Genomic DNA, 25,057 nt, shown 5'->3' on the forward strand with positions numbered 1-25,057 from the left:
ACCCCGTCGTCGTGCCATTCTGTCGCCCGGGCCGGTGGGCCCGGCAGGGCGACCGGAGCCGGGAGCACGCATGAACCTCGAGAAGGTCGTGTTCGGCTTCTTCGTGCTGCTCGCCGCCACCCTCAACTTCGGGTTCTTCATCGGCGACATCTCCGACCCCGCGCTGCACAACATCTACGAGCTGTTCGCCGCCATCGTCGTCAGCCTCATCGCGACGGTGCTCAAGTTCGGCGACCGCACGCAGATCGGCGCGGTCCACCTCGCCACCAGCCTGGTCGCCGACCTGCAGCTCGTGGCCGCTGCGATCGCCTGGACCTGGTCGGCGCACATCGCCGACAACGCCCTCACGCCGTCGGCGACCGCGGCCGTCGTCTCGCTGTCCGGCGGCGCCCTGTTCGCCAACGTGGTCTCGGTGGTGCTGCTCGTGGTCGAGACCGTCTCCTACCACCGCCGGTAGGGACCGTGGGCAACCCGCTGCTCTCCTTCTGGATGCGACTGCTGGGTCAGGACGAGGACCCGGGTCACCGCGGCCGGTCCCGGCGCCTGCGCCAGCGCATCCCGATGGCCTCCGCGATCGAGGCCGAGGCCACGATCTTCCTCATCCTGCGCCGCATGCGCGCCCCGCTGATCGTCCTGATCACGATCTTCGCGGTGAGCGTGTTCGGCCTGACGCTGGTCCCGGGCGAGGACGCCACCGGCGCGCCGTACCGGATGAGCGTCTTCGACGCCTTCTACTTCATGAGCTACACGGCGTCGACGATCGGCTTCGGCGAGATCCCCCACGCCTTCACCCCGGCCCAACGGCTGTGGGTCACCGCGACGATCTACCTCACCGTCATCGGCTGGGCCTACGCGATCGGCACGCTGCTGGCGCTCCTGCAGGACCGCGCCTTCCGCCGGGCGATCGCCCTGCAGCACTTCACCCGCAAGGTCAAGCGGCTGCGCGAGCCGTTCCTGCTGATCATCGGCCACGGGCGCACCGGGGAGCTGCTGTGCCGGGCGTTCGACGCGCTCGGCCGCCGGGTCGTGGTGATCGACATCGCCGAGGACCGCATCGACGCCCTGGAGCTCGGCTCGTACCACGGGGACGTCCCCGGGCTCGTCGCCGACGCCCGCGACCCGGGGCACCTCGGCGTCGCCGGACTGCGCAGCCTGCGCTGCGAGGCCGTGGTCGCCCTCACCAACGACGACGAGGCCAACCTCGCCGTCGCGATGACGGCGGCGCTGCTGCGCCCGGACGTGCCGGTGGTCGCCCGCACCATCTCGCCTGCGATCGCCGAGCGCATGCGCGCCTTCGGCAGCCCGACCGTCGTCAACCCGTTCAACCGCTTCGGCGACCACCTCCGGATCGCCATGCGCTCGCCGGCGTCCTACCAGCTCATGACCTGGCTGGAGAGCGGGCCGGGCGCCGAGCTGCCCGCCCGGGGCCGGCCGCCCGGCGAGGGGCACTGGGTCGTGTGCGGCTACGGCCGCTTCGGCCGCGAGGTCACCGCCGACCTGCGCGCCGAGGGGCTCGACGTGACCGTGGTCGAGCCGCGCAGCACCGCTCCCGAGCCGCACGACGGCGTGACGACCGTCGAGGGCTCCGGCGTCGATCCCGCCGTCCTACGGCGTGCCGGTGTCGCGAACGCGGTGGGGTTCGTCGCCGCGACGGACAACGACACCACCAACCTCTCGATGGTCTCCGACGCCCGCCGCCTGAACTCCTCGATCTTCGTGGCCGCCCGGCAGAACCGGGCCGCGGACGCGGCGCTGTTCGCCGCAATGCGGATCGACTCGCTGCTCGTGCCCGCCGAGGTGGTGGCGCACGAGGTGTTCGCGCAGCTCAGCACCCCGCTCCTCTGGCGCTTCCTGCAGCAGGTGCCCCAACAGGGCGACCGGTGGGCGGCGGACCTGATCCGTCGCATGAGCGGGGAGTGCGGGCGCCGACTGCCCATCCTGTGGAAGATCCGGCTCAACCGGAGCGAGGCCCCGACCCTGCCGGGCTGGCTCGCCTCGGGCGAGGCGCGGCTCGGCGACGTCCTCCGCGACCCCGAGAACCGCGACAGCCGGCTCGCCATCGTGGTGCTGATGGTGCTGCGGCGGGGCCCGGACGGGACCGAGGAGACCCTCATGGGGCCGGCGGACGACGTCGTCCTCGCCCCGGACGACGAGCTCCTGCTGGTCGGCGGCACCGCCGCCCGCCGCGGCCTCGACATCACGCTGCTGGTCGACGCGGCCCGGGAGTACGTGCGGACGGGGCAGCGGGTGCCGGCGGGGTGGGTGTGGCGCAAGCTCACCCGGGCGGGCCGGGACTGACGCGGCCCCGCGCCGTGGCCTTGGTCCCTTCCCCCGGTGCGGCGGCTGGCGCAGGCTGCGGCCGTGGTCACGAGGTTGCGGCTCGACGAGCTGATGTCCGCGTGGGTCGGTGGCCGCGACTCCCCGATGCAGATCGGCCTGCTGTGCGTGTTCGACGCCGAGCCGTTCCGCCGGGCCGACGGCCTCGTCGACCTCGCCGGGGTCCGCGCCGCACTCGCGCTGCGGGCCTCCCGGGTCCCGGGGCTGCACCGACGCGTGGTGTGGACCCGGCCCGGCGAGGGCCGGCCGTTCTGGGCCGAGGACCCGGCCTTCGCTCCGCCGGACCTCGTCGAGGTGACGACCCTGCCGCCCGGGACGGACCTGCCCAGCTGGGCGGCCTCGCGGGCCGCGACGCCGCTGCCGCCGGACCGTCCCCTGTGGCGCGCCGACGTCGTCGGCGGGCTCCCGGGGGACCGGGTCGCGGTGCTCCTGGTGGTGTCGCACGTCCTGGCCGACGGCGCCGGCGGCATCGCGCTGCTCGGCTCGCTGCTCGATCAGGATCCCGCGGCGGCGGCTCCGGTGGTTCCGCCGGCACCCGCGGCACCGCTGCCGTCGCACCGGCAGCTGCTGCGCGAGCGGCTGCACGAGATCGCCGACGCGGCGCGACGGCGGGGTCGGCGGGGTCGGCGGGATCGGCGAGGTGCCGGAGGCCCACGCGCTGGCGTCCACGGGTTGACGGAGATCCGGGCCGCACTCGCGGAGTTCGCCGGGCCGGAGCCGGTCACCTCGCTCCCCCGGCAGGTCGGGCCCGGGCGCAGGCTGGGGGTCGTCCACGTCCCGCTGCCGGAGCTGCTGCGCACCGGGCACGCGCTCGGGGTCACGGTGAACGACCTGGTCCTCGCCGCCGTCGCCGCGGGTCTGCGGGAGTACCTGACCGCCCGGGACGAGGGCGTCCCGGGTCCGGTGCTGCGCGCGAGCGTGCCGGCGACGACGGGACACGCGGACCGCCAGGTGGGCAGGATGCTCGTCGTCGGCCTGCCCGTGGGCGAGCCGGACACGGCGCGACGGCTGGCCGTGATCCACCACGCCACGACGCAGGGCAAGGCCCGGCTGCGTGCCGCCGACGCGGACGTCACGGATCTCCGCCTGCCCGTCCCGGTCGCGCGCCCGCTGCTGTGCTGGGCCCGGCGGTTCGGCAGCCGCCGGCTCACCCTCAGCGTGACCGACGTGACCGGGCCCTCGGCACCGCTGTGGCTGGCCGGCGCCAGGCTGCGGGCAGCGGCACCGATCGCGCCCCTGAGCGCCGGGGTGCCGCTCACCGTCGCGGCGCTGTCCTACGCGGGCGAGGTGGTGCTGACGATCAACGCCTCCGACAGCCTCACCGACCTGGACCTGCTGACCGAGGCGACTGCCCGCGGCGTCGCCGCCCTGCGGGAGCTGGCGGGGGTCGCGGCCGAACGGCCCCCGGCGCACGCCTGGTGATCAGCCGGCCGTGGCCGACCCCGGGCACGTCCGGGCCGGCCGGCGTGCGGCCGGCCCGGACGTCGGGCTCACGCGAGCTCGAACCGGTCGAGGTTCATGACCTTGTCCCACGCGGCCACGAAGTCGTGCACGAACTGCTCCGACGCGTCCTGGCAGGAGTAGAACTCGGCCACGGCGCGGAGCTGGGAGTTCGCGCCGAAGATCAGGTCGACCGCGGTGGCGGTCCACCTGGCCTCACCCGTGGCGCGGTCCCGGCCCTCGTACACGTTCTCCGTCGACTCGGACGTCCGCCACTCGGTGCCCATGTCGAGCAGGTTGACGAAGAAGTCCGTGGTCAGCGCCCCGGGTCGGTCGGTGAGGACGCCGTGCGGGGCGTGCCCGGCGTTGGCGTCGAGAGCGCGCATGCCGCCGACGAGCACCGTCATCTCGGGTGCCGTCAGGTTCAGCATGTACGCCCGGTCGACCAGCCGCTGCTCCGGCGGCACCTTGTCGCCGGACCGCATGAAGTTGCGGAACCCGTCCGCGCTCGGTTCGAGCACGGCGAAGGACTCCACGTCGGTCTGCTCCTGCGAGGCGTCCGTGCGACCCGGCGTGAACGGCACCGTGACCTCGTGCCCGCCGTCACGCGCCGCCTTCTCGACGGCCGCGCAGCCGCCCAGCACGATCAGGTCGGCGAGCGAGATCCGCTTCCCGCCGGACTGCGTGTCGTTGAACTCCTGCTGGATCCGCTCGAGGGTCTCCAGGACCGGCGCCAGGGCGGCCGGCTCGTTGATCTCCCAGTTCCGCTGCGGCTCCAGCCGGATCCGCGCCCCGTTGGCCCCGCCGCGCTTGTCCGTGCCGCGGAAGGAGGCCGCCGACGCCCACGCCGTCGACACCAGCTGTTGGACGGACAGACCCGAGTCGAGGAGCGTCCGCTTGAGGGCGGTCACGTCGTCGTCGCCGACCAGCTCGTGGTCGACTACCGGGACGGGGTCCTGCCACAGCTGCGGCTCGGGCACCCAGGGGCCGAGGTAGCGCGAGATCGGGCCCATGTCGCGGTGCAGCAGCTTGTACCAGGCCTTGGCGAACGCGTCCGCGAGCTCGTCGGGGTTCTCCCTGAAGCGCTTCGTGATCGGCCCGTAGATCGGGTCGAACCGCAACGCGAGGTCCGAGGTCAGCATCATCGGCGCGTGCCGCCTCGACGGGTCGTGGGCGTCGGGCACGGTGTCCTGGGCCTCGGCGTTCTTCGGGGTCCACTGCTTCGCGCCGGCGGGGCTCTCGGTGAGCTCCCAGTCGTAGCGGTACAGGTTCTCCAGGTAGCCGTTGTCCCAGCGCGTCGGCTCGTTCGTCCAGGCGCCCTCCAGCCCGCTGGTCAGGGTGTCGGCGCCCTTGCCGCTGCCGCAGGTGTTCCGCCAGCCCAGGCCCTGCTGCTCGAGCGGGGCGCCCTCGGGCTCCGGGCCGAGACAGTCGGGGCTGACCGCGCCGTGGCACTTGCCGACGGTGTGGCCGCCGACGATGAGCGCGACCGTCTCCTCGTCGTTCATCGCCATCCGGCTGAAGGTCTCGCGGATGTCGTGTGCGGAGGCCAGCGGGTCCGGGTTGCCGTTGGGACCCTCCGGGTTCACGTAGATCAGGCCCATCTGCACCGCGGCGAACGGGCCGGCGAGCTCCCGCTCGCCGCTGTAGCGCTCGTCGCCCAGCCAGGTGTCCTCCGGCCCCCAGAAGATCTCCTCGGGCTCCCAGATGTCCTCCCGCCCGAAGCCGAAGCCGAAGGTCGGGAGCCCGAACGACTCGTAGGCGCAGTTGCCGGCGAAGATGATCAGATCGGCCCAGGAGATCTTGCGGCCGTACTTCTGCTTGACCGGCAGGAGCAGCCGGCGCGCCTTGTCGAGGCTCACGTTGTCCGGCCAGCTGTTGAGCGGCGCGAACCGCTGGGCGCCGCTGCCGCCACCGCCGCGGCCGTCGGCGATGCGGTACGTGCCCGCGGCGTGCCAGCTCATCCGGATGAAGAGGCCGCCGTAGTGGCCGTAGTCGGCCGGCCACCAGTCCTGCGAGTTCGTCATCAGCTCCATGACGTCCCGCTTCAGCGCGTCGACGTCGAGCGTCGCGAACTCCTTCGCGTAGTCGAACGTGCCGCCCATCGGGTCGGCCTGCGGCGCGTGCTTGCGCAGGACCGAGAGGTCCGGCTGGTTGGGCCACCAGTCCCGGTTCGTCATCGGTCGGTGCGCCGTCGGGGTCGGGGACGGGATCCTCGGGTTCTCGCTCTCGCTGACGCTCTCGGTCACGTCGGTCCTTCTTCCTGTCTGGCCGGATCCTTCTGCTCGCGGGTGGCTCGGGAGGTGTCGTCGCGCGCGGCCGCACCGCAGTCCGGGCAGAGGCCCCAGAAGATGACCTCGGCCTCCTCGACCGCGTAGCCCTGCTCGTCGTCGGCCGTCAGACAGGCGGCGGTGCCGACGGCGCAGTCGACGTCGGCGATGGCGCCGCAGGCGCGGCACACGAGGTGGTGGTGGTTGTCCCCGACGCGCGCCTCGTAGCGCGCCACCAGGCCCATCGGCTGGATCCGCCGGACGAGGCCCGCCGCCGTCAGCGCGCGCAGGACGTCGTAGACCGCCTGGTGCGACACCTGGCCGACGTCCGCGCGGACGGCGGCGAGGATCGTGTCCGTGTCGGCGTGGGGGTGGTCGTGCACCGCGGCCAGCACCGCCGCGCGCGGCCGGGTCACCCGCAGGTCGACCCCGCGCAGCATGCGCTCGAACCGTGCCGTCGGCGACACCCGGACAAGTCTCGTCCCGTTCCTTGAACCACTCAACGAGCAGGGCGGAACCGGGCAGGGCGGATCCGGGCAGGGCGGATCCGGGCAGGGCTGAACCGCCGTCGCCGGGTCGGCACCCGGAGACGGCGGTCGCCGGCCCGCGCGGTCTAGCGGAGCGAGGGCCGCTGGCCCGTCGGGGTCTCCGACCTCCCCGCCGGACGCTCGGCGCGAGGACGGGCTGCACGCGGCCGGGGGCTCTCCTGCTCCCCGTCGGTGTCCTCGCCGTCGGCGTACGCGGCGTCGACGTCCTCGGCGTCGATCTCGATCGCGTTGGGGTCGGAGTCCTCGAGGTCCCCGGCGTCCTCGTCGGCCTCCTCCCCGGAGTCCTCCTCGGTCTCGGCCTTCGACCCGGCCCGCTTCGAGGCCGCGAACTGCTCCAGCCGCTCGGCGAGCCGCTGGAGGCCCTGGAGGGCCAGCATCGCGAGCCGCTTGATCAGCTGCAGGAGGATCGCGGCCTTGGCCACGAGGAAGCTGAAGCTCGCCCCCAGGACGGGCTTGACCACCGAGCCCACCGTGCCGACGACACCCTTCACCGTGCCGGCCGCCGTCGACGCCAGCCCACCCACTGCGGTCTGACCGGTCTTCGCGACGCCCGAGGCGACGGCCTCACCCGTCTTGGCCACGCCCGATCCCGCGGTCTTGCCCGCGTCGGCAGCGGTGCGACCCGCCGTGCCGACGGCCTGCGCAGCCCCGGAGGCCGCGGTCTTCCCGGTCTGGGTGACGGTCCGCGCGGTCCGTTCCGCACCGGGTGCCGCCGCCTGTCCGGCCCGACCTGCGACGCGGCCCGCCTGGCCGACGGTCCGACCGGCCTGGCCGACGGTCCGTCCCGCCTGCGCGGCCGCGGCGCGGCCGGCCTTGCCCGCGACCCGGCCGGTCACCGACGTCGCGCGGCGGACACCTCCCGCGACCCCCTTCGCCGGGGGCTTCGTGCCTTCGGTGGGTGGCTTCGTGCCTCCGTCGGGCGCGGACATGCCCGCCGCGCGACGCCGGACCTTCTTCCGCAAGGCGTCGGACGCGTCCTGACCGCCGTTGCGGCCGGTGTCGCCGCGCTCTTCCTGGGGCCGGTCGGATTCCGTCATCGGTCCGCCTCTCCTCGTCCGTGCGCCCGACTACCACCTTCCCGCTGCCGCTACCCACGCGCGGGTCGACGACCAGGCAATTTGCGCTGAACGGACGTGCCCACAGGACCGTGTCCCGCACGCCGTCGGCGACCGAACGCCGTGCTGTCGGCAGGCACCTGCCCGCAGCACCGGCAGTGACACGCGGGCCTACGGATCTCGGCGTCCGCCGAGCAGCCGAACGGCTTCGGCGACCAGGGCTGGGCGCCGGGCGGTGCCCGTCTTCGTGAGGAGCCGTTCGACGTGCTTCTCCACGGTCCGCACGGACAGCACGAGCCGCGCCGCGATCTCCCGGTTGTCCAGGCCTTCGGCGACCAGCGCGAGGACCTCGCTCTCCCTGGAGGTCACGCCCTTCTCCCGCAGGACCGTGGGGACGGCGGTGGTGGTCCGCCGCGGCACGGCCACCCCGGCGCTCCGCAGCTGCCCGCGCAGGACCGCGGCCCAGCGCTCACGGCCCCGCGCCTCGACCTGCGGGAGATCCGCGGCGAGCCAGCGCGCGGGCTCGCCCCAGCCGTCGGCGAGCGCCGCGGTGGCCACCAGCCGCCGGGCCTGCAGGCGATGCCAGCCGATGTCCACGGGCCGGCGCAAGGTGTCCTCGGCCTCGTCGAACGCGGTGAGCGCGCCGGCCCGGTCGCCGCGGCGACCCCGGGCGATGGCCTCCGCGAACCGCGCCATGCCCCGGTTCCAGCGGTTGGTGAGCGGATCGGGCGGCTCGGGAGCGGCGGTCCGCCCCGGATCGCAGGCCACGGTGGTCATGAGCCAGAGTCCGACACCGGGTGAGCCCGTGACCTCGTCCGGCCGTCGCGCGAACTGCGTCATCGCCTCGTCGAGGTGCGCGTGGGCGGCGGTGTCGTCGCCCCGGTCGAGGGCCCACATCGCCCGCACCTGCGCGACCTCCCCGCGCAGGTGGGTGTCGTCCGGGGCGAGGGTCTGCGCCTCGGCGAGCTGCGCCTCGGCCTGCTCACCGAGGTAGGCGCGGGCCGCGGCGTCGAGGACGAGGGCCTTGGGCAGCGTCGCGAGGTGCAACCGGCGGGAGGCCGTGATGGAGCGAGTCGCCGCCGCGATCGCCTCCTCCGTCTCCCACCGGGTGTTGCGGATTGCGGCCTCCTGGAGATCGACCACCGCGACCCCGGCGAGGTCGCCGAGCGCGGCCACCCGTGCCCGGGCCTCGGCGAGCAGGTTGACGCGGAGGGTCTCCTGCACCCCGGCGATGGCCCGCTCGTAGGCGGCACGCGCCGCGGCGTGCGCCAACCCGTGCTGCTCGGCGAGGGTCTGGGCGCGCAACGCCAGCGCCTCGGCCTCGCCGAGGTCGGAGCGGCGGGCGAGGCGGCTCAGCAGCAGGAGGGCGTCGACCCGCACGTCGACCGGGCCGCGCTCGTGGGCCGCCGCCGCCAGGTGAGCGGCGTCGTCCGGGCGGGCGTCCTCCAGCGCAACGGTCGCGCGCACCACCATCGCCCGCAGCCCGTCGGCGCCGTGGGCGGGAACCTGCCGGAGCTCGGCCTCGGCTGCGGCCCAGCGGCCGGCGCGGACGTGGACGCGGGCCAGCCGGACACGGGCTGCGGCCGCGTGCGGCGCGGCGTCGAGCAGGCGCCGGCTGATCGCGGCGGCCTCCTCGGTCTTGCCCGCGGACGTCAGGACCTCGGCGAGGAGCTCGTCGACGGCGGTGGGGTCGTCGGACACCTCGCGGGCCCGGCGGAGCGTCGTCTCGGCGGACTGCAGGGCGCCGCGGGCGAGGTTGCGACGGCCCGCCTCGAGCAGCACCTCGGCCGCCGCGGCCCGGTCTCCCGCGGTCAGGGCGAGGTCGGCGGCGACGTCGCACCACGGGCCGTCGAGCTCGGGCTGCCGGTGCCGGACGGCGGCGAGTGCCTTGGCGGCCCAGGTCGCGCGCTCGGGCGGGAGGAGGTCGGCGAGGACCGCGTCGCGGACGAGGGCGTGGCGGAACCGGAACTCGTCCTGCTCCCCGGGGTCGATCACTCCGGACCGGATCGTCTCGCGGAGGACGGCGAGCGCCGCGGTCTCGTCGAGGCCGACGGTGTCGGTCAGGACGCGCCAGTCGAACCGCTCGCCGAGCACGGCGGCCGCCTGGAGGGCCGCGCGGCCGTCGTCGGGGAGCGCGGCGAGCCGCGTCCGGACGGACTCGGCCACGGAGCGGGGGACGGTTCCCGGCTCGGCGCCGAGCAGCTCCTCGACCAGGAGCGGGAGACCGGCGCTACGACGGTGCAGCGCCTGCCGGTCCCCTGCGTCGATCGTCGTGTCGATCCCGCACGCGTCGATCATCGCGTCGATCTCGGCGGCGGTGAGCGGTGTGAGCATCCGGACGGTGCAGGCGTCGCGCCGGGCCAGGGTGTCGGCCAGCCGGGCGACGGCGTCCGGCTCGTCGCGGGCGGTGAGGAGCAGGGCGACGTGCTCCGTGTTGTCGGCGAGGAACTCGACCACGGCGAGGGTCTCGGGGTCGGCCCAGTGCAGGTCTTCGAGGACGAGCAGCAGCCCGTCGGGCGCGAGGTCCTGGAGGAGCCGGAGGACGGCTTCGGCGAGGACGAGCACGGAGCCGTCCGGCTGGTCGTCGGCACGCCAGCGGGGGACGAGCCGACCGAGCTCGGGCCGGGCGTCGATCCCGGGGTGCCGACGCAGCCCGGCGAGCAGGGCCTCCGCGATCGGCCGGAAGGCGGTCGCGTCTCCGTTCGGCACCGCCCGCCCGGTCAGCACGGGGATGCCCCACGCCTCCGCCGCCACGGCCGCCTCCCGTGCGAGACGCGACTTGCCGATCCCGGCGGGGCCGAGGAGCGCCGTCGTCGAGCCCCGTCCGAACCGGGTGGCGGCGAGCGCGGACCGCACCGCGGCCAGCTCCCCCGCCCGCCCGACGACGACGGGGCAGCGCGGCGCGGGCACCTACCGGACAGTAGGCGACCGCACGGACGTACGTGCAGCGTTTGCGCCGGATACGTACGCACCCCGATGTCGGTGGGCGCGGGGCGCGCCAGGGTCGAGGTCATGACGATCCCCACCACCCGCCCGTACCACCTCGCCGCCGGCGAGGGCCCCGCCCTGTGGCACCTCGGCGCCCTGCTGACCTTCAAGGCGACCAGCGACAACACGAACGAGCGCCTCTGGGTGCAGGAGGCCTACGGAGCCCGCGGCTACGCCAGCCCGCTGCACCGCCACACCCGCGAGGACGAGGCCTTCTACGTGCTCGACGGCCGCCTCGCCGTGTCCGTCGGCGACGAGGTGATCACTGCCGAGACCGGCAGTTTCGTGTGGGCCCCGCGGGACCTCGCCCACGCCTTCTGTGTGGAGTCCGACGAGGCCCGCTTCCTCGCCTTCTCCACCGGCGGCCGGATGGACCACTTCTTCTTCGCGACCGGCGAGCCCGCGCCGTCGGCGACCCTGCCCCCGCCGCCGGAGGGCCCCCCGGACGTCGAGGCACTCGTCCGGGCGATGACGGAGTACGGCGTGGAGATGCTGGGCCCGCCGCCGCAGCCACGGGGGTGAGCGCGTGGCCCTGGCCGGAGGGGGGCCAGGGCCTCACGAAGGCTGCGGCAGCGCCACGAGGTCGTCCAGGCTCACCTGCTCGACGGGTCGGCAGGGCGCGGGGGGCCGACCGAGCAGGTCCGGACGATGCACGACGTTCCTGCCCGGTGGACCGCCCGACCACCACGGCGGAGGGAACGACGGGATGCCACCGTCCACCGTGACCGTCCACTCGCCACGGTGGATCAGCCGGTGGTGACGCGCACACAGCAGCACCGTGTTGCCCAGCGAGGTCTCCCCGCCGTCGACCCAGGGCCGCAGGTGGTGGCCCTCGCACCACTGCGCCGGCATCCCACAGCCGGGGAACGCGCATCCACCGTCGCGGGCCGCCAGCGCCCGCCGCAGTGCGTGCGGCACGACCCGATGCTTGCGCCCGACGTCGAACGGCTGCCCGCCCGACCCCAGCAGCACGGGGATCACCCCGGCGTCGCACGCCAGGCGCCGCGCGTCCTCGGCGCGGATCACCCCACGCGCGGGCCCGTCCCCGAACTCCAGCAGCCCCGCCCCCGCGTGGCGGAGGTCGTGTAGGGAGATCGTGACGGTGCCCTGCGGCCGGGTCCCACCCTCGACGGGCAACGCCCTGAAGTTCAGCAATCCGCCGACAGAGCTCGACCAGCGCATCACCGTCCCGCTCCGCCGTCGACCGGGGATCGGGTCGTGACTCACCCGGGCCGTGCTCGCAGCCGGACTCCGTGCACTCCCCGACCTCGTGCTCACCGGTCGGCGCGGCCAACGGGGACAACGCGGTCCGGATGATCGCCGCCGACTCCCGGTCGAACCGGCCCCGCGCCTCGAACCCCTCGCCGCGGGGCAGGAACCGCAGCCGCGTCCGCGTGGGGTCGTGGTGTCGGGGCCGCGGCCCGTCCGGATCGAGCATCGCCAGCGCGTGCTTGCCCACCCTGCGTAGCGCGTCGGGGTCGAGGAGTCGGGCGTGCTCGGCCAGATCCTGTTCGAGGGGTTCCTGGTGCTCGGCGACCAGGTGCGGCGGAAGCGCGGCGAGTGTCCGCTCGATCACCACCACGTGGTCCAGCGAGATCTCCGCGGACGCCATCGCCAGCGCGGTCTCCGGCATGGCCGCGCGAAGCTCCTGCCCCCGCAGGGAGCGCCGCGGGGCGGCGGCCCGCGCCGCCCGCACCCGCGCCTTCGCCGCGCCCGCCCCGACCTTCTGGACCGTGCGCAACAGGTCCGCGGTGTCCTTGAACCCACGCTCGGCGGCGATCCCCCGGGCCTCCACCTCCCCGATCACGGCGACCATCCGGGCCTCGACGGCATTGCGGGCCCGCTGGACGTCAGCGACCGCGGCGAGGAGATCCTCGTCCGCCACGTCACTCCAGCCGGCCATGCGCCGATGGTATCGAACATATGATCGAATTACGGCAGTTGAGCTGCAGCGATCCGATGAACGGCCGCCTGGCGACGACGACTGACGCAACAAGAAAGATCGAGTTGAAACTCAGCCAGACGTGCCACTTGACGCTGGATGCCCTACATCGCCCGCCGTTGGCGGCTCAGGGGAGGAGGGCCCTGACCTTCTCGAGGTCCGGGCCTCCTGGTTCGATCAGCACGACGGCGTCGTCGAAGGCCGCCTCGGCGTAGCGGTGGAGTTGGTCCCCGAGCGGGCCGAGGTCGGCCGGGCTCGAGAGCGGGATGGCGCAGACGATGGCTCGTCCGCCGCCGGCCGCTCGGTAACGGGAGTGGGCCTCGAGGATCTGGTCGGGGGTGCGGCGGTGGGCGGAGGCCAGCCAGCCGTCGAAGTGCCGGGCGGCCTTCTCGACGTTGGCGCCCCACGAGCCCAGCAGGAGCGGCGAAGCGTCATTGCCGAGCAGGTCCCGCAGGCGTGCCACGTTCTCGTCGAAGGTGCGGAAACGGCTGCGGAAGTCCCGGTCCAGGAGCGCGTAGTCCGTCTCGGTCGAGCCGGGGCTCACCCCCAAGGTCAGGCGGTCACCGCACACCAACTGCAGGGACCGGATCCTGTGGGCGAGGTCGGCGGGGTGGTGGAGCGGCACCTGGATCGTGGCCGTGCCGATCTCGACCCCGGGAGCAGCGACGGCGGCCGCCGCCAAGGCGACGAAGGGGTCCGGGACGAAGCCGGAACGCCCGATGATCTGCGGCATCCACAGGCTCTCGAAGCCGGCGTCCACCAGACACCGGGCCCAGGAGGCGACGTCGTAGGGCGGAGCCGAGCCCAGGTGGGCCAGATAGGCGCCGAGCTTCACGAACGGGAGGCCGCGAACCGCGCGTACCAGCGCAGCGCGTCGGGGTCGTCGACCGAGGCGACGTTGGCGGCCTTCTCCAGCGGACGTCCGGTCATCAGTTTCTTGATCGGGACTTCCATCTTCTTGCCGCTCAACGTGTGCGGCACGGCGGGCGCCTCGAGGATCTCGTCCGGGACGTGGCGGGGCGTGAGCCGGGTCCGCAGCGTGTCGACGATCCGCCGCCGCAAAGCGTCGTCCAGCACGTGCCCCGCAGCAGGAACGACGAACAGGCCCAGCCAGTAGCCGTCGTCGGGTCGGTCGACCCCGACCACCAGGGTCTCGCTGATCTCCGGCATGGTCTCGAGCACGTCGTAGAAGTCGCTGCTGCCCAGCCGGACACCCTGCCTGTTCAAGGTCGAGTCCGAGCGGCCGTGGATGGCGAGGCTGCCGTCGGCGTAGAACGTGACCCAGTCCCCGTGCCGCCAGACGCCGGGCCAGGTCTCGAAGTACGACTCCGTGTAGCGCTCCGCGTCCGGGTCGTTCCACAGGTGCACCGGCATCGACGGCATCGGCTGCGTGACGACGAGGTCGCCCACCTCGTCGACGACCGGATGGCCCTCCTCGTCCCAGGCCGCGCAGTCGACGCCGGCGAGCCGGCCGCCGATGCGCCCCACCCGGACCGGGGCGTACTCGTTGGCGCCGACGAACGCGCCGGAGATGTCGGTGCCGCCGCTGGTCGAGTCGATCCGGACGTCCGGGCCGATGTGCTCCATGATCCAGTGGTAGCCGGCCGAGGGCAGCGCCGAGCCGCTGACCATCACGTGCCGCAGCCGGCTCAGGTCGTGCTCCTGCCGGGGCGACACCCCCGTGTTCGCCGTCGCGGTGACGACGGCGGCGCCGAGCAGCATGACGTCCGCCCCGGTGCGGGCCGCGACCTCGAAGACCGCGCCCGCCGGGTGGCCGGGGCTGCCCTCGTACAGCACGATGCTCGCGCCCTGGGTGAGCACGCCCAGCTGCATGTTCCACAGCGCCCAGCCGGTCGAGGTGAAGGCGAACATCCGCTCGGCGGCGCTCGTCTCGCGCGGAGCGGGGCGCAGCCCGCAGTACAACCCGGACCACATCAGACCCTGCAGCGTCATCCCGCCGTGGCCGTGGACCAGGCCCTTGGGCAGCCCGGTGGTGCCCGAGGTGAACAGCACCCAGAGCGGGTGGGAGAACTCGACCTGCTCGAACTCGAGCGGCGCGTCCTCGGCGAGAACCGAGTCCCACGGGACCGCACCCGGAGGAGCAGGCCGGTCGAAAACGTACGGAACGTGGACGAAGTGCCGCACCGTGGGCAGCTTCTCGCGCAGCGTCGCGACGACGTCGGCGCGGTCGATCTCCTTGCCGTTCCAGTGGTAGCCGTCCGTGGCGATGAGCACGGTGGGCTCCAGCTGTGCGAGACGACCGATGGTGCCCTCGGCGCCGAAGTCCGGGGAGCAGCACGACCACACCGCGCCGACCGCGGCGGCGGCGAGGACGCCGATCACCGCGTGCTCGGTGTTCGGCAAGTAGGCGCAGACCCGGTCGCCGGGGCGCACGCCCGCCCGCCGCAGCCAGCCGGCCGCCGCCGCGACCGACCGGCGCAACGCGCCCCACGTGATCTCCCGCGCGGGTGCGCCGCCCTCCCGGACGCACACCACCGCCACCGAGGAGTCCTCCCCGCGACGCAACGCGTGCTGCGCCCAGTTCAGCCGCGCCCCGGTGAACCAGCGGGTGTGCGGCATCGGGTCGGCGGTGCGCACCTGCGTCCACGGCGCGGAGAACTCGACCTCGTAGTAGTCGACGAGGGACAGCCAGAACCGGTCCAGGTCCTCGACCGACCAGGCCCAGAGCGCGTCGTGGTCCGCGAACGGCCGCCCCTCGCGCTCCGCCAGCCAGTCCAGGTACTCGCGCAGCGCGGATCCCTCGATGCGGGCCGCCGTCGGGCTCCAGATCGTGTCGGTCATCCCCACCGCCTCACTGTGCGACGGGCCCGTCGCGCCGGGCCCGCCGCACATGCTCACACGAGGGACGCGGTCAGCCCACCGTCGAGGACGTAGTGGCTGCCGGTGACCCACGACGCCCGGTCGGACGCGAGGAAGGCCGCCACCTCGGCGATGTCCTCCGGGGTGCCGAGCCTGCCCTGCTTCATCGCGACGAGGTCGCCGAACGGGACCTGGGTCGCCGCCTCGAAGTCCGGAACGAGCCGTTCGACCATGGCGGTGTCGGCGAAGCCCGGGCAGACCGCGTTGACCCGCACGCCCGTCGGCCGCATCTCCACCGCGGCGACCCGGGTGAGCTGGATCAGCGCCGCCTTCGACGCGCAGTACGAGCCGAGCAGCGGGCTGCCGCCGATGCCGGCGATCGAGGCGATGTTGACGACGTTGCCCTTCGACTCGATCAGGTGGCCGATCGCCGCCTTCATCGCGACGAACGGGCCGCGCACGTTCACCGCGTAGATCTTGTCGAAGCTCTCCGTGGACTGCTGCAGCAGCGGCGAGGAGACCTCGATCCCGGCGTTGTTGACCAGGACGTCGAGGCCGCCCAGCAGATCCACCGCCTGCTGCACCGCGCTCTGGACCTGGGCCTCGTCCGTCACGTCGCAGTTCGCGACGCCCGCCGCACCGATCTCGTCCGCCGTCTGCTTGGCCGCGTCGGCGTTGATGTCGCTGACGACGACCCGGGCGCCGCGCTGCGTGAACAGCGTCGCGATCGCCTTGCCGATCCCGGCAGCGGACCCGGTGACGAAGACCCGCTTACCGTCGAGTTCGGGCATCTCTTTCCTCTCACTTCGGTGTGGGGAGTGCGGAACCGGAGGTCAGGAGGCCTCGACCTTCGGCATGATGTCGTTCTTGATCCGCTTGAGGTCGTCGAGGGTCTTGGACACGGGGACGTCCGCGAACGGCGGCCAGAACATCGGCATCGTCATCCCGGCCTCCTTGTACGCCTTGAGCTTGTCGGTGATCTGCCGCTCGCTGCCCGCCAGCAGGTTCGTGACCTTGCCCGCCGGGGAGTCGTCCAGGTCGACGTCCGTGATGACCGTCCAGATCATGCTGCTGATCTCGAGGTCACCGATCTTGCGCTGGCTGCCGATCGCCTCGAGCTCGCGCTCGATGCCCCCGCGCCAGGTGGCGATGTCCTCGGGCGAGTCCTGGATCCCGATCCAGCCCTTGAGGTCGTACTTGCTGACGCGCTTGGCCGCCCGCGCCGGGTCCTTGAGCCCGGAGAAGAAGATCGGCAGCGGGTCCTGCAACGGCTTGACCCCGAACCCGCAGCTGTCGAAGTCCGCGAACTCGCCGTGGTACTCGAACAGCTCGTTGTTCCAGACGCCCTGCATGACCTCGATCGTCTCGCGCACGTGCTTGTGCCGCTTCGGGAAGATGTGCGCGGCGCTCGCGGCCGCGAACTCCTCCGGCATCCACCCGGATCCGACGCCGACGTTGAGCCGACCGTTCGAGAGGTGGTCGATCGTGGCCATCTCCGCGGCCAGGACGCCGGGGGCGCGGAACGGCGTGTCGATGATGCTCATGCCGATCCGGACCTTCGAGGTCTTGGCCGCGAGCCACGGGATCAGCGGGTAGCCCTGGAACCACTGGCCGCGCGAGGACACCGGCAGCGCCTTGGGCAGACCGTCCATCATCCCGAAGGGGTACTGCAGCTCCTGCCGGTCCGACGCCTCCGGGACGACGATCCGGTCCAGCGTCCACACCGAGTCGAAGTCCAGCTCCTCGGCGAGCGCGGTGAGGTCCTCCAGCTCCTTGACGGTGACCTTGTCGCGGAAGTTCGGCAGGTAGAGAGCGAGTTTCATGAGGTGCCGCCTCCTTGCGGTACTGCGGTGAGTGTCGTGCGGATCTCTGTCTTCAGGACCTTGCCGATGGTCGAGCGGGGGAGATCGGGCCAGATCTCGATCTGCTTCGGCGCCTTGACGCTCCCGATGCGCTGCTTGACGAACGCGATCAGCTCGTCGACGTCGATCTCGGTGTCCGGCTGGAGCTGGACCACGGCGGCGACGCGTTCGCCCCACTTCTCGTCGGGCAGCCCGACGACCGCGCAGTCCCGGACGGCGTCGTGGGCCATCAGCGCCTGCTCGACCTCGGCGGAGTAGACGTTGAACCCGCCGGTGATCACCATGTCCTTCGCGCGGTCGACGATGAAGAGGAAGCCGTCCGCGTCGAGGTAGCCGATGTCGCCGGTGTGGTGCCAGCCGTGGGCGGACGCCTCCGCCGTGGCCTCGGGGTTGCGGTAGTAGCCGGCCATCACCAGCGAGCCCCGGACGCAGATCTCCCCCCGCTCCCCGCGCGGGACGGGCCGGCCCTCCTGGTCGAGGATCGCCACCGTGACCAGCGGCGAGGGTCGGCCGGCGGACGACAGCCGGTCGGTGGCGATCGTCCCGTCCGGCAGCCGGTGCTCGGCCGGGGACATGGTCGAGATCATCATCGGGGCCTCGGACTGCCCGAAGAGCTGCGCCATCGGACCGATGCGGTCGAGCGCCTCGGCCAGCCTGGCCACCGACATCGGCGCCGCGCCGTACCAGAAGCACTGCAGCGACGAGAGGTCCGTGCCGTCGAGCGCCGGGTGGCCGAGCACCATGTAGATCAGCGTCGGCGGCAGGAACGTGTGGGTGACCCGGTGCCGCTCGATCAGCTCCAGGAACCGGCCGACGTCCGGCTTCGCCATGATCACGACCTCGCCGCCGAGGGCGAGGATCGGGAAGCAGAGCACGCCGGCCGCGTGGGTCAGCGGCGCCTGGGCCAGGTACACCGGGCGCCCCTCGAACGGGTAGCTCATCAGGGTGATCGCCGACATCGCCTCGAGGTTGCGATCGGTGAGCATGACCCCCTTGGGCCGCCCCGTGGTGCCACCGGTGCCGACCAGTGCCACCACGTCCTCGGGCTGCGCGGCCTCCGCTTCCGGGTCCTCGCGCGCGGCGTCGAGCCAGGGGTCGAAGGCCTCGGCCAGGTCGTCGCCGTCGCCCAGTCGGACGAGCGTGGTCAGCTTGGGGAGCTTCGGGGCGATCTCGGCCACCAGCCCGTCGAACGCCGGCTGGAAGATCAGCGTCGAGCAGTCGAACAGGTCGAGGAGCTCCGCGTTCTCCCCCGCCGGGTTGCGCGGGTTGATCGGGCACCACACCGCACCCGCCCGGGCGATGCCGAAGACGCAGGAGAACGCGGTCGGGTCGTTGGCCGAGAGGATGCCGACCTTGTCCCCGGGCCGGGCACCCGAGCGCCGCAGTGCCCTGGCGACCGCGTGGGAGAGCTCGACGACCTCGCCGTACGACAGCGACGCCCCGTCGAGGGTCAGGCAGGGCGCCCCGGGGTCCAGGGAGGCGCCCTTGTCCAGATAGAAGGTCAGCGACATCGTCGCCTCTCGGTCGTGCCGGCACCGTTGCCGACAGGGACGACCGTGGCCCGATCTTGGACGGTTGTCAAGATTTTCCTGGACGAGTGGTCAGGAATTCAGCTCGATGGGTATCGTCGCGTCATGCCCAGCTCAGCCGCCGTGCGGTCGCGGTCCCGTGTGGACAAGTTCGAGGACCGCCGCCGCGAGCTCGCCGACGCGGCGTTGCTGACCCTGGCAGAACTCGGTTACGCGCGCACCAGCCTGCGCACGATCGCGGACAACACGGCCTTCTCCCACGGGCTCCTGCACTACTACTTCGCCGACAAGATCGATCTGATCACCTACTGCGTGCGGCGCTACAAGGACGCCTGCGTGCAGCGGTACGAGGGCCTCGTCGCCGCGGCGTCCACACCGGACGAGCTCGCCGCGGCGTGCGGGGACGGGCTGGCCGCCACGCTCGTCGACGCCCCGCTCGTGCACCGGCTCTGGTACGACCTGCGCTCGCAGTCCCTGTTCGAGGGGGCCTTCCGGGACGACGTCGCCGAGATCGACGGTCGCCTGCAGGACATGGTCTGGCGCCTCGTGCGCGCCTACGCGGACCTCACCGGGACCGAGCCGACCTGCTCGCCCTCGGCGGCCTACGCGATGTTCGACGGGCTGTTCCAGCAGGCGCTGCAGCGCCACCTCGCGGGGTCGGACACGGCCCTCGACGACCTCCGACGCAACAGCCGGGACCTGCTGCCCCGGCTCTTCGTCTGACTCTTCGTCTGACTACGCATCACGAGGGCAGGCCGCACCCGTGGCCTCCGGGACCGGGCGGCTCCGCGCGCCGCAGCGCTCCAGCCAGAGCACGAGCTGGCGGTGGACGGCCTCCGCCCCGTACAGCAGCGCTTCGCCGTCGACGCTGCGGTCGAGCAGGCCGGTCTCCAACGGCCAGTCCGCCGGGTGCACGAGCACGGCGTCGTTCTGCCAGCCGCCGAGGCCGCCGTGGCAGCCGACGAGCTCCTCGAACGCGTGCACCTCGTCCGTCCGCGGATCGACCGTGGAGTGCACGTAGAGATCGGGGCAGGACTCCATGGCGGCGACGCGTGCCAGGTCGGCCGCGGCCCGGGGGCCGAACGCGGCCAGCGGGTCCCGGCCCTCGACGACGTCCTCGAGCAGCACCCGCACGCCGTCCGGGCCGACCGCCAGCGGCCCGCGTGCGCTGTCCACCACGACGAAGGCCACCCCGGGCTCGGAGAGCAGGCCGCGGACCAGCGCCGGGAACCGGCGGCCCAGCTCCTCGATCGGCACCCGGCCCGGCAGTTCCGGGAACCAGATCAGCCCGACGTTGCCCGAACCCACGACGACGAGCTCCGGCCGCTCGCCGCCGGAGGGCCCGGCCGTCGCCGCCCGCGTGTCCCGCTGCGGTCCGACGACCATGCCCGTGCCGTCGGTGCCTCGCCCGTCGGACCGGCGCGCCGCCGGGCGGACGGCCGACAGGACCTCGGCGAGCATCGCGTTGAGCGGCCCCCACACCTCGACGTCGCCGGTGTCGGCCAGCGTCGCGGTGCTGCTCGTCTCGGTGTGTCCCCGGACCGCGGCCTCCAGGCCGCGGCCGGTCAGCTGGCGGAACGTCGGCCCCTGGCTCTGCCCGTGGTCGGACAGCACCACGAAGCGGTACTCCCGTGGCGCGGCCGCCGCCACTCTCTCGAGGGTGCCCAGGACCCCGTCCACGCCCGCCAGCGCGGCGAGCGACTCCGGCCGCGCGACCCCGGCGTGGTGCGCGATCTCGTCGTAGTCGACGAGATCGACGAAGATCACCGGGGCTCCGGCGATCATGTGCTCGGCGACCAGGGCGACGTTGAGATCGCGCAACAGGACGTTCGTCAGCCCCCGCAGGGCCACGTAGGCGCCGCGCCGGCGGACACGCGGCTCGATCCCACGCAGGCGCTGCCGTCTGCTCTGGTGGAGCTCCTTCACCATCTCGCCGAGCGTCCGCACCAGGGCCTGGGGGAACACGAACGGGCTGGCGAAGAACCTGACGTAGCCGCGGCCGGGGCCGAGGCCGCCCCGGCCGGTGATGCGGCTCATCGTCATGAAGGCGGTCGGTGCGTCCCCGCTGAAGATGTTCGACACGCTCACGCCGCCCTCGGCCAGCAGCCCGCGCCCGTCCGACAGCCGCTTCTCGACGTCGGCCGCGTCCGCGGGGCGGTTGGCGACCAGCAGCCGACCCGAGTCCTTCTCGTACCAGCGGAAGGCCGGGATGCCCTCGTTGGTGCCGTGCAGCAGGGCCGCCTGGCTCGCCGGCGTGGTCGACGGGACCCGCGCCCACCAGCGGACCGCGTCGTGGCCGCCGGAGCGCACCCAGCGGGCCAGGGTCGGCAGGACCCCTGAGACGATGCCGTGCTGCAGTAACCGGAACGGCAGACCGTCCACCTGGACCACGACCATGCCCACCGCGGGGCCCTCGGCGTCCGGGCCCGGTGCCGGTGTCCGCCGACGTCGTCGCTCGCCGCGGCGGACCAGGTCCGCGACGAGGTAGGAGCTGTCGGTGACGCCGAGCAGCCAGCGGGTCACGACCGAGACCACGGCGACGATCACCAGGGTCGCCAGCGCGTCGCCGAGGGAGTCCAGCGACGCCGACGGCACCGCGAGGAGCGCGACCTCGACCACGACGACCTGCACGAGCACCCCCAGCAGGAGCGCGGTCACGGCGCCCGCCCGCCTGGCGAGGACCCGCAGCACCGGCCGCACCAGCGCATCCACCACGGCCATCACGGCGGCGACCACGAACGCCGTCCACCACGGGGAGAGGGACAGCCCGTCGAGGACCCACGCCGCGACGAGCAGGGCCGAGCCTGTGGCGACGAGCCCGATCAGGCCGTCACGCACGTCGCGGCCGCTCGCGCGCAGGCTCGGGCCCGCGTGCCTGTCCACCCCGGCATCGTGCCCGGTCCCGCCCCACCGCGTCGACGAGCAGCGCCGTGCGGCCCCGAAACCGGTCCCGTCGGCACTCCGGGGTGGGCCCCGCACGGCGCCGGTCCGTGCACGTCACCCCGTGCGGGTGAGCGGAGCCGGCGACGCGTTCGCGACCGTGGATCGCCGCACCGCAGACCGTCGTGGGGAGCTCGTGTGACCGACCAGCCGACCGCCCTGTCCGGTCTCGACCGGCTCCGCCTGCGCCACGCGTGGCTCGACCACCTGGTGCGCGCCGGGGTGCGCTACGCCGAACGGCACGGGAACCACTACGCGGCCGGGATCACGTACTTCAGTCTGCTGGCGCTGGTCCCCCTCACCATGGTCGCGTTCGCCGTGGTGACGCTGGTGCTGTTCACAGACCCGGAGCCCCTCGCGCGGCTGCGGGCACACGTCGACGAGGCCCTCCCGGCCGGACTGGACGACACGGTGAACTCGATCATCGACCAGGCCGTGGCCTCCGCCTCGACGGTCGGGGTGGTCGGCCTGCTCATCGCGATGTACACGGGCCTGGGGTGGATGAGCAACCTGCGCGCCGCGCTGTCCGAGCAGTGGGGACAACCGCCGCAGCCGCCGCCGTTCCTGCGCCGCCTGCTCGTCGACCTGGTCGCGCTGCTCGGGCTGGGCCTGGCGGTGGCCGTGTCGTTCGGCATCACCACCGCGGCGGGGGTCTTCGCCGGGCGGGTCCTGGAGTTCCTCGGGCTGGCCGACCTCGGATGGGTTCGCTGGCTCCTCACCGCGCTCGGCGTCGTCCTGAGCCTGCTCGCCGACTGGCTGCTGTTCCTCTGGGTCTACGCGCGCCTGCCCCGCGGGCGGTTGAGCTGGCGCAGTGCGGGGCGGGCGGCGGTCGGTGCCGCGGTCGGCATCGAGCTCATCAAGCAGGGGATGGTGGTCTACCTGGCGATCGTGACGCGCTCCCCGACCGGCATCGCGTTCGGCCCGATCCTCGGGCTCCTGATCTTCATCTACACGGTGACCCGCTTTCTGATCTTCATCGCCGCCTGGGCGGCCACCGCCCGTGAGACCCAGCCCGAGCACCCTCCGCCCCCGCCGGAGCCCGCGGTGATCCGGCCGGAGGTGTGCGTTCATCGAGGCCTCGGAACGGTCGCGAGCGCCGGCCTGCTCGGGGCCGCGGCGGTGGCGGGCCTGGTCGGTGGCCGGTTGCTGACCCGCCGCGGAGGGGAGGAGTGACGACGAAAGCGGGCATTGCGGCCCCGTCCGGTGCCGGAACGGGGCCGCAGCCGGACGCCGGCGCTACCGGCCGGGCACGCTCGGACCGTCCGGGTCGACGTCGAGCTCCTCCTGACCGATCTCGGTGCCGACGGTCTCCTGCCCAGTGCGGGTCTCCGTGCCGAACCGCCGGACGACACCGGCCGGGACGGCCGCCCTCGCGAAGAGCTGCGCCTCCTCGGGCAGCACCACCTCGGGCGGCTCCTCGGACGTCGCCGGGCCGTCGTCGGGGGCGTCCCGGTTCACCTCGGCGATCGGCTCGGGCTCGACGGTGATGAGCTCCTCGCGCGGCGCCGGCACGCTCACCTGCTGGTGCCCGGGCACGATGTGCGCGCCCAAGCCGGCCCGGTCGGTCTCGCGGGGCTCGGTTCCCACGTCGAGCCGCTCCTCCGAGCCGGTGATCGCGTGGAGCGGCGTCTCCTCCCGCGGGGAGCCCTGGCCGTCCTCCGCCGTACTCGGAGCGTCCTCGACCGTCGCCAGCAGCTCGGGCGAGTGCAACTCCTCGTCTCCGTCGCTGCCCGGCTCGGGCGGGTGCGCGGGCAGCTCGTCCCTCTGCTTCGCGGCCGGCGTGGTCTCGCCGGCGTCCGGCGTGTCCGGGGTGGCGTTGTCGCCGTGGTCCTGCTCCGCCGAGGGCGCCGGCCGGCTTTCGCCGGTGGACCCGCCGTCGGCGTCGGGCCGGTGCCCACCGTCGTGGGTCTCCGCGAAGTGGTGGTCCTTGACCGTCGCCAGCAGCTCGGGCTTGTGCAGCTCGTCGGCCCCGTCGAGGCCCAGCTTGCGGGCGTGCGCGCGCAGCTCGCCCAGCTTCATGCTCGACAGCTCGCTCGCGAGGTGGTGCTCCTTGACCCTCGCCAGCAGCTCGGGCTTGTGCAGCTCGTCGGCCCCGTCGATCCGCAGCCTGCGGGCATGGGCGCGCAGCTCGTCCAGCTTCATGCCCGACAGCTCGCTCCGGGTCGGGCGCCGGCCGCCGGACGCGCCGCCGCCTCCCAGGCCGTGGTGGTCCTTGACCTTCGCCAGCAGCTCGGGCTTGTGCAGCTCGTCGGCCCCGTCGAGGCCCAGCGTGCGGGCGTGCGCGCGCAGCTCGCCCAGCTTCATGCTCGACAGCTCGCTCGCGAGGTGGTGCTCCTTGACCCTCGCCAGCAGCTCGGGCTTGTGCAGCTCGTCGGCCCCGTCGATCCGCAGCCTGCGGGCATGGGCGCGCAGCTCGTCCAGCTTCATGCCCGACAACTCGCTCCGGGTCGGGCGCCGGCCGGCCGACGCCCCGCCGCCGGATCCGTCGCGGTGCTCGCCGCCGTGCGCCTGCGCGTAGTGGTGGGCCTTGACCTTCGCCAGCAGCTCGGGCTTGTGCAGCTCGTCGGCCCCGTCGAGGCCCAGCGTGCGGGCGTGGGCGCGTAGCTCGTCCATCTTCATCGCGGCCAGCTTCGTCTCGCTGACGTCCGGCGTGTCCGGGGTGGAGTTGGCCATCTCGGTGTCCCTTCGTCGGCGTTCTAGCCGGCGAGATACCCGGCCCCCGATCCGGGAAGCGGGACCTTCCGGCCGCTGACGAGGCTCTTCACGGCTGCGATGTGAAGCCGACGACCAGGGCAAACCCCTGTGCTCCAAGCGGCTGTGCGCGCCGCGGGGCGCACGGGTCACAGCTGAGCGGGACAGGCCTCCGTGCCCGAGCCCCAGGTGCTGGCCGCGCGGGCGTGAGGCACTCCGGCGCGGCGGCTCACCACGGAGCAGCCCGATGCCGAGGACGAGGGGTGCGCAAGCATCCTCGGAGATCACGAGTACCCGCCGACGGCCGAGCGGCCGAGGAGTCAACCCAGCATGGTCCGGCGACGCCGGTACTCCTCCTCGTCGATCTCGCCGCGTGCGAAACGCTCGTCGAGGATCCGGCGCGCCTCGCCGCCGGCGCCGTTCCCGCTCTGCTCGTCACCGCGCGTCCCGCCTTGGGCTCGCTGATAACCGAGGTACGCGAGCAGGCCGAGACCGACCACGATCAGCAGCGGCCAGACCCAGAACAGGCCCATCCCTCCGGCACCCATCATCTGCTCGACCCTCCTTCGGTCCGCCGTCGGCCCGGCCCACGGGCGCGGGCTCACCGGGTCACAGATCACCGATCGCCGTTCAGCGTG

At 73.5% G+C, this 25,057-nt stretch carries 19 protein-coding genes and 1 pseudogene; 6 read left to right on the forward strand and 14 right to left on the reverse strand.

All coding sequences use genetic code 11. The annotated features are described in order from the left end of the window. Positions 1 to 70 precede the first annotated feature (70 nt). The 3 genes from ABD990_RS19460 to ABD990_RS19470 all read left to right on the forward strand — a co-directional run bounded on the left by ABD990_RS19460 (position 71) and on the right by ABD990_RS19470 (position 3,759). A complete protein-coding gene (locus ABD990_RS19460) occupies positions 71 to 457 on the forward strand; it encodes a DUF6394 family protein (protein WP_345382024.1) in 387 nt (128 codons plus the stop codon). 5 nt (positions 458 to 462) lie between these two features. Continuing rightward, on the forward strand, positions 463 to 2,298 hold the full coding sequence (locus ABD990_RS19465; protein ID WP_345382025.1) for a potassium channel family protein: 1,836 nt from the start codon (positions 463 to 465) through the stop codon (positions 2,296 to 2,298). 63 nt (positions 2,299 to 2,361) lie between these two features. After that, positions 2,362 to 3,759 carry a wax ester/triacylglycerol synthase domain-containing protein gene (locus ABD990_RS19470; RefSeq protein WP_345382026.1) on the forward strand — a complete coding sequence of 466 codons (1,398 nt, stop codon included), beginning with the start codon at positions 2,362 to 2,364 and terminating at the stop codon, positions 3,757 to 3,759. A gap of 68 nt (positions 3,760 to 3,827) precedes the next feature. Here the strand turns inward: ABD990_RS19470 and katG are convergent, their stop codons facing one another. From katG to ABD990_RS19490, 4 genes are all read right to left on the reverse strand, one after another. Then, positions 3,828 to 6,023, reverse strand: a complete 2,196-nt coding sequence (katG, locus tag ABD990_RS19475; RefSeq protein ID WP_345382027.1) for a catalase/peroxidase HPI — start codon at positions 6,021 to 6,023, stop codon at positions 3,828 to 3,830. Further along, on the reverse strand, positions 6,020 to 6,484 hold the full coding sequence (locus ABD990_RS19480; RefSeq protein WP_345382028.1) for a Fur family transcriptional regulator: 465 nt from the start codon (positions 6,482 to 6,484) through the stop codon (positions 6,020 to 6,022). Before ABD990_RS19480 ends, katG begins: the two co-directional genes overlap by 4 nt. Before the next feature lie 173 nt (positions 6,485 to 6,657). Beyond that, positions 6,658 to 7,629, reverse strand: coding sequence for a TrbL/VirB6 family protein (locus ABD990_RS19485; RefSeq protein ID WP_345382029.1), 972 nt, complete (start codon positions 7,627 to 7,629; stop codon positions 6,658 to 6,660). Positions 7,630 to 7,818: 189 nt separating this feature from the next. Continuing rightward, positions 7,819 to 10,557, reverse strand: coding sequence for an ATP-binding protein (locus tag ABD990_RS19490; protein WP_345382030.1), 2,739 nt, complete (start codon positions 10,555 to 10,557; stop codon positions 7,819 to 7,821). 102 nt (positions 10,558 to 10,659) lie between these two features. On the opposite strand from ABD990_RS19490, the gene ABD990_RS19495 reads away from it, so the two are divergent. Beyond that, positions 10,660 to 11,157, forward strand: a complete 498-nt coding sequence (locus tag ABD990_RS19495; protein ID WP_345382031.1) for a quercetin 2,3-dioxygenase — start codon at positions 10,660 to 10,662, stop codon at positions 11,155 to 11,157. Positions 11,158 to 11,190: 33 nt separating this feature from the next. Here the strand turns inward: ABD990_RS19495 and ABD990_RS19500 are convergent, their stop codons facing one another. The 7 genes and pseudogenes from ABD990_RS19500 to ABD990_RS19530 form a co-directional block, all read right to left on the reverse strand. Continuing rightward, a complete protein-coding gene (locus tag ABD990_RS19500) occupies positions 11,191 to 11,790 on the reverse strand; it encodes an HNH endonuclease signature motif containing protein (RefSeq protein ID WP_345382032.1) in 600 nt (199 codons plus the stop codon). A gap of 61 nt (positions 11,791 to 11,851) precedes the next feature. Then, a pseudogene (locus ABD990_RS34445) lies at positions 11,852 to 12,538 on the reverse strand (DUF222 domain-containing protein); the annotation flags it as partial. Between the two features lie 166 nt (positions 12,539 to 12,704). Further along, the gene (locus ABD990_RS19510) at positions 12,705 to 13,412 is read right to left on the reverse strand and encodes an LLM class flavin-dependent oxidoreductase (protein ID WP_345382034.1); all 708 of its coding nucleotides are present in this window, start codon (positions 13,410 to 13,412) and stop codon (positions 12,705 to 12,707) included. Further along, on the reverse strand, positions 13,409 to 15,379 hold the full coding sequence (locus ABD990_RS19515) for an acetoacetate--CoA ligase (protein WP_345382035.1): 1,971 nt from the start codon (positions 15,377 to 15,379) through the stop codon (positions 13,409 to 13,411). The genes ABD990_RS19510 and ABD990_RS19515 overlap by 4 nt, the downstream gene beginning before the upstream one ends. A gap of 53 nt (positions 15,380 to 15,432) precedes the next feature. Next, positions 15,433 to 16,188, reverse strand: a complete 756-nt coding sequence (locus ABD990_RS19520; protein ID WP_345382036.1) for an SDR family NAD(P)-dependent oxidoreductase — start codon at positions 16,186 to 16,188, stop codon at positions 15,433 to 15,435. A 42-nt stretch (positions 16,189 to 16,230) separates the two neighbouring features. Beyond that, positions 16,231 to 17,220, reverse strand: a complete 990-nt coding sequence (locus ABD990_RS19525; protein WP_345382037.1) for an LLM class flavin-dependent oxidoreductase — start codon at positions 17,218 to 17,220, stop codon at positions 16,231 to 16,233. After that, entirely contained in the window at positions 17,217 to 18,770 is a 1,554-nt protein-coding gene (locus tag ABD990_RS19530; protein ID WP_345382038.1) for an acyl-CoA synthetase, read from the reverse strand. Before ABD990_RS19530 ends, ABD990_RS19525 begins: the two co-directional genes overlap by 4 nt. Positions 18,771 to 18,893: 123 nt before the next feature. Between ABD990_RS19530 and ABD990_RS19535 the strand changes: the two genes are divergently transcribed. Continuing rightward, positions 18,894 to 19,511: a TetR family transcriptional regulator gene (locus ABD990_RS19535; protein ID WP_345382039.1), complete on the forward strand. Its 618-nt coding sequence runs from the start codon at positions 18,894 to 18,896 to the stop codon at positions 19,509 to 19,511. A gap of 12 nt (positions 19,512 to 19,523) precedes the next feature. Here the strand turns inward: ABD990_RS19535 and ABD990_RS19540 are convergent, their stop codons facing one another. Then, positions 19,524 to 21,671, reverse strand: coding sequence for an alkaline phosphatase family protein (locus ABD990_RS19540; RefSeq protein ID WP_345382040.1), 2,148 nt, complete (start codon positions 21,669 to 21,671; stop codon positions 19,524 to 19,526). A gap of 195 nt (positions 21,672 to 21,866) precedes the next feature. On the opposite strand from ABD990_RS19540, the gene ABD990_RS19545 reads away from it, so the two are divergent. Beyond that, positions 21,867 to 22,901: a YhjD/YihY/BrkB family envelope integrity protein gene (locus ABD990_RS19545; protein WP_345382041.1), complete on the forward strand. Its 1,035-nt coding sequence runs from the start codon at positions 21,867 to 21,869 to the stop codon at positions 22,899 to 22,901. A gap of 63 nt (positions 22,902 to 22,964) precedes the next feature. Here ABD990_RS19545 and ABD990_RS19550 read toward each other — a convergent pair whose 3' ends face one another. Beyond that, entirely contained in the window at positions 22,965 to 24,401 is a 1,437-nt protein-coding gene (locus ABD990_RS19550; protein WP_345382042.1) for a DUF2382 domain-containing protein, read from the reverse strand. A gap of 338 nt (positions 24,402 to 24,739) precedes the next feature. After that, positions 24,740 to 24,952, reverse strand: coding sequence for an SHOCT domain-containing protein (locus ABD990_RS19555; RefSeq protein WP_345382043.1), 213 nt, complete (start codon positions 24,950 to 24,952; stop codon positions 24,740 to 24,742). Positions 24,953 to 25,057: the final 105 nt, after the last annotated feature.

The organism is Pseudonocardia yuanmonensis, from assembly GCF_039542425.1.
Taxonomy (GTDB): Bacteria; Actinomycetota; Actinomycetes; order Mycobacteriales; family Pseudonocardiaceae; genus Pseudonocardia; species Pseudonocardia yuanmonensis.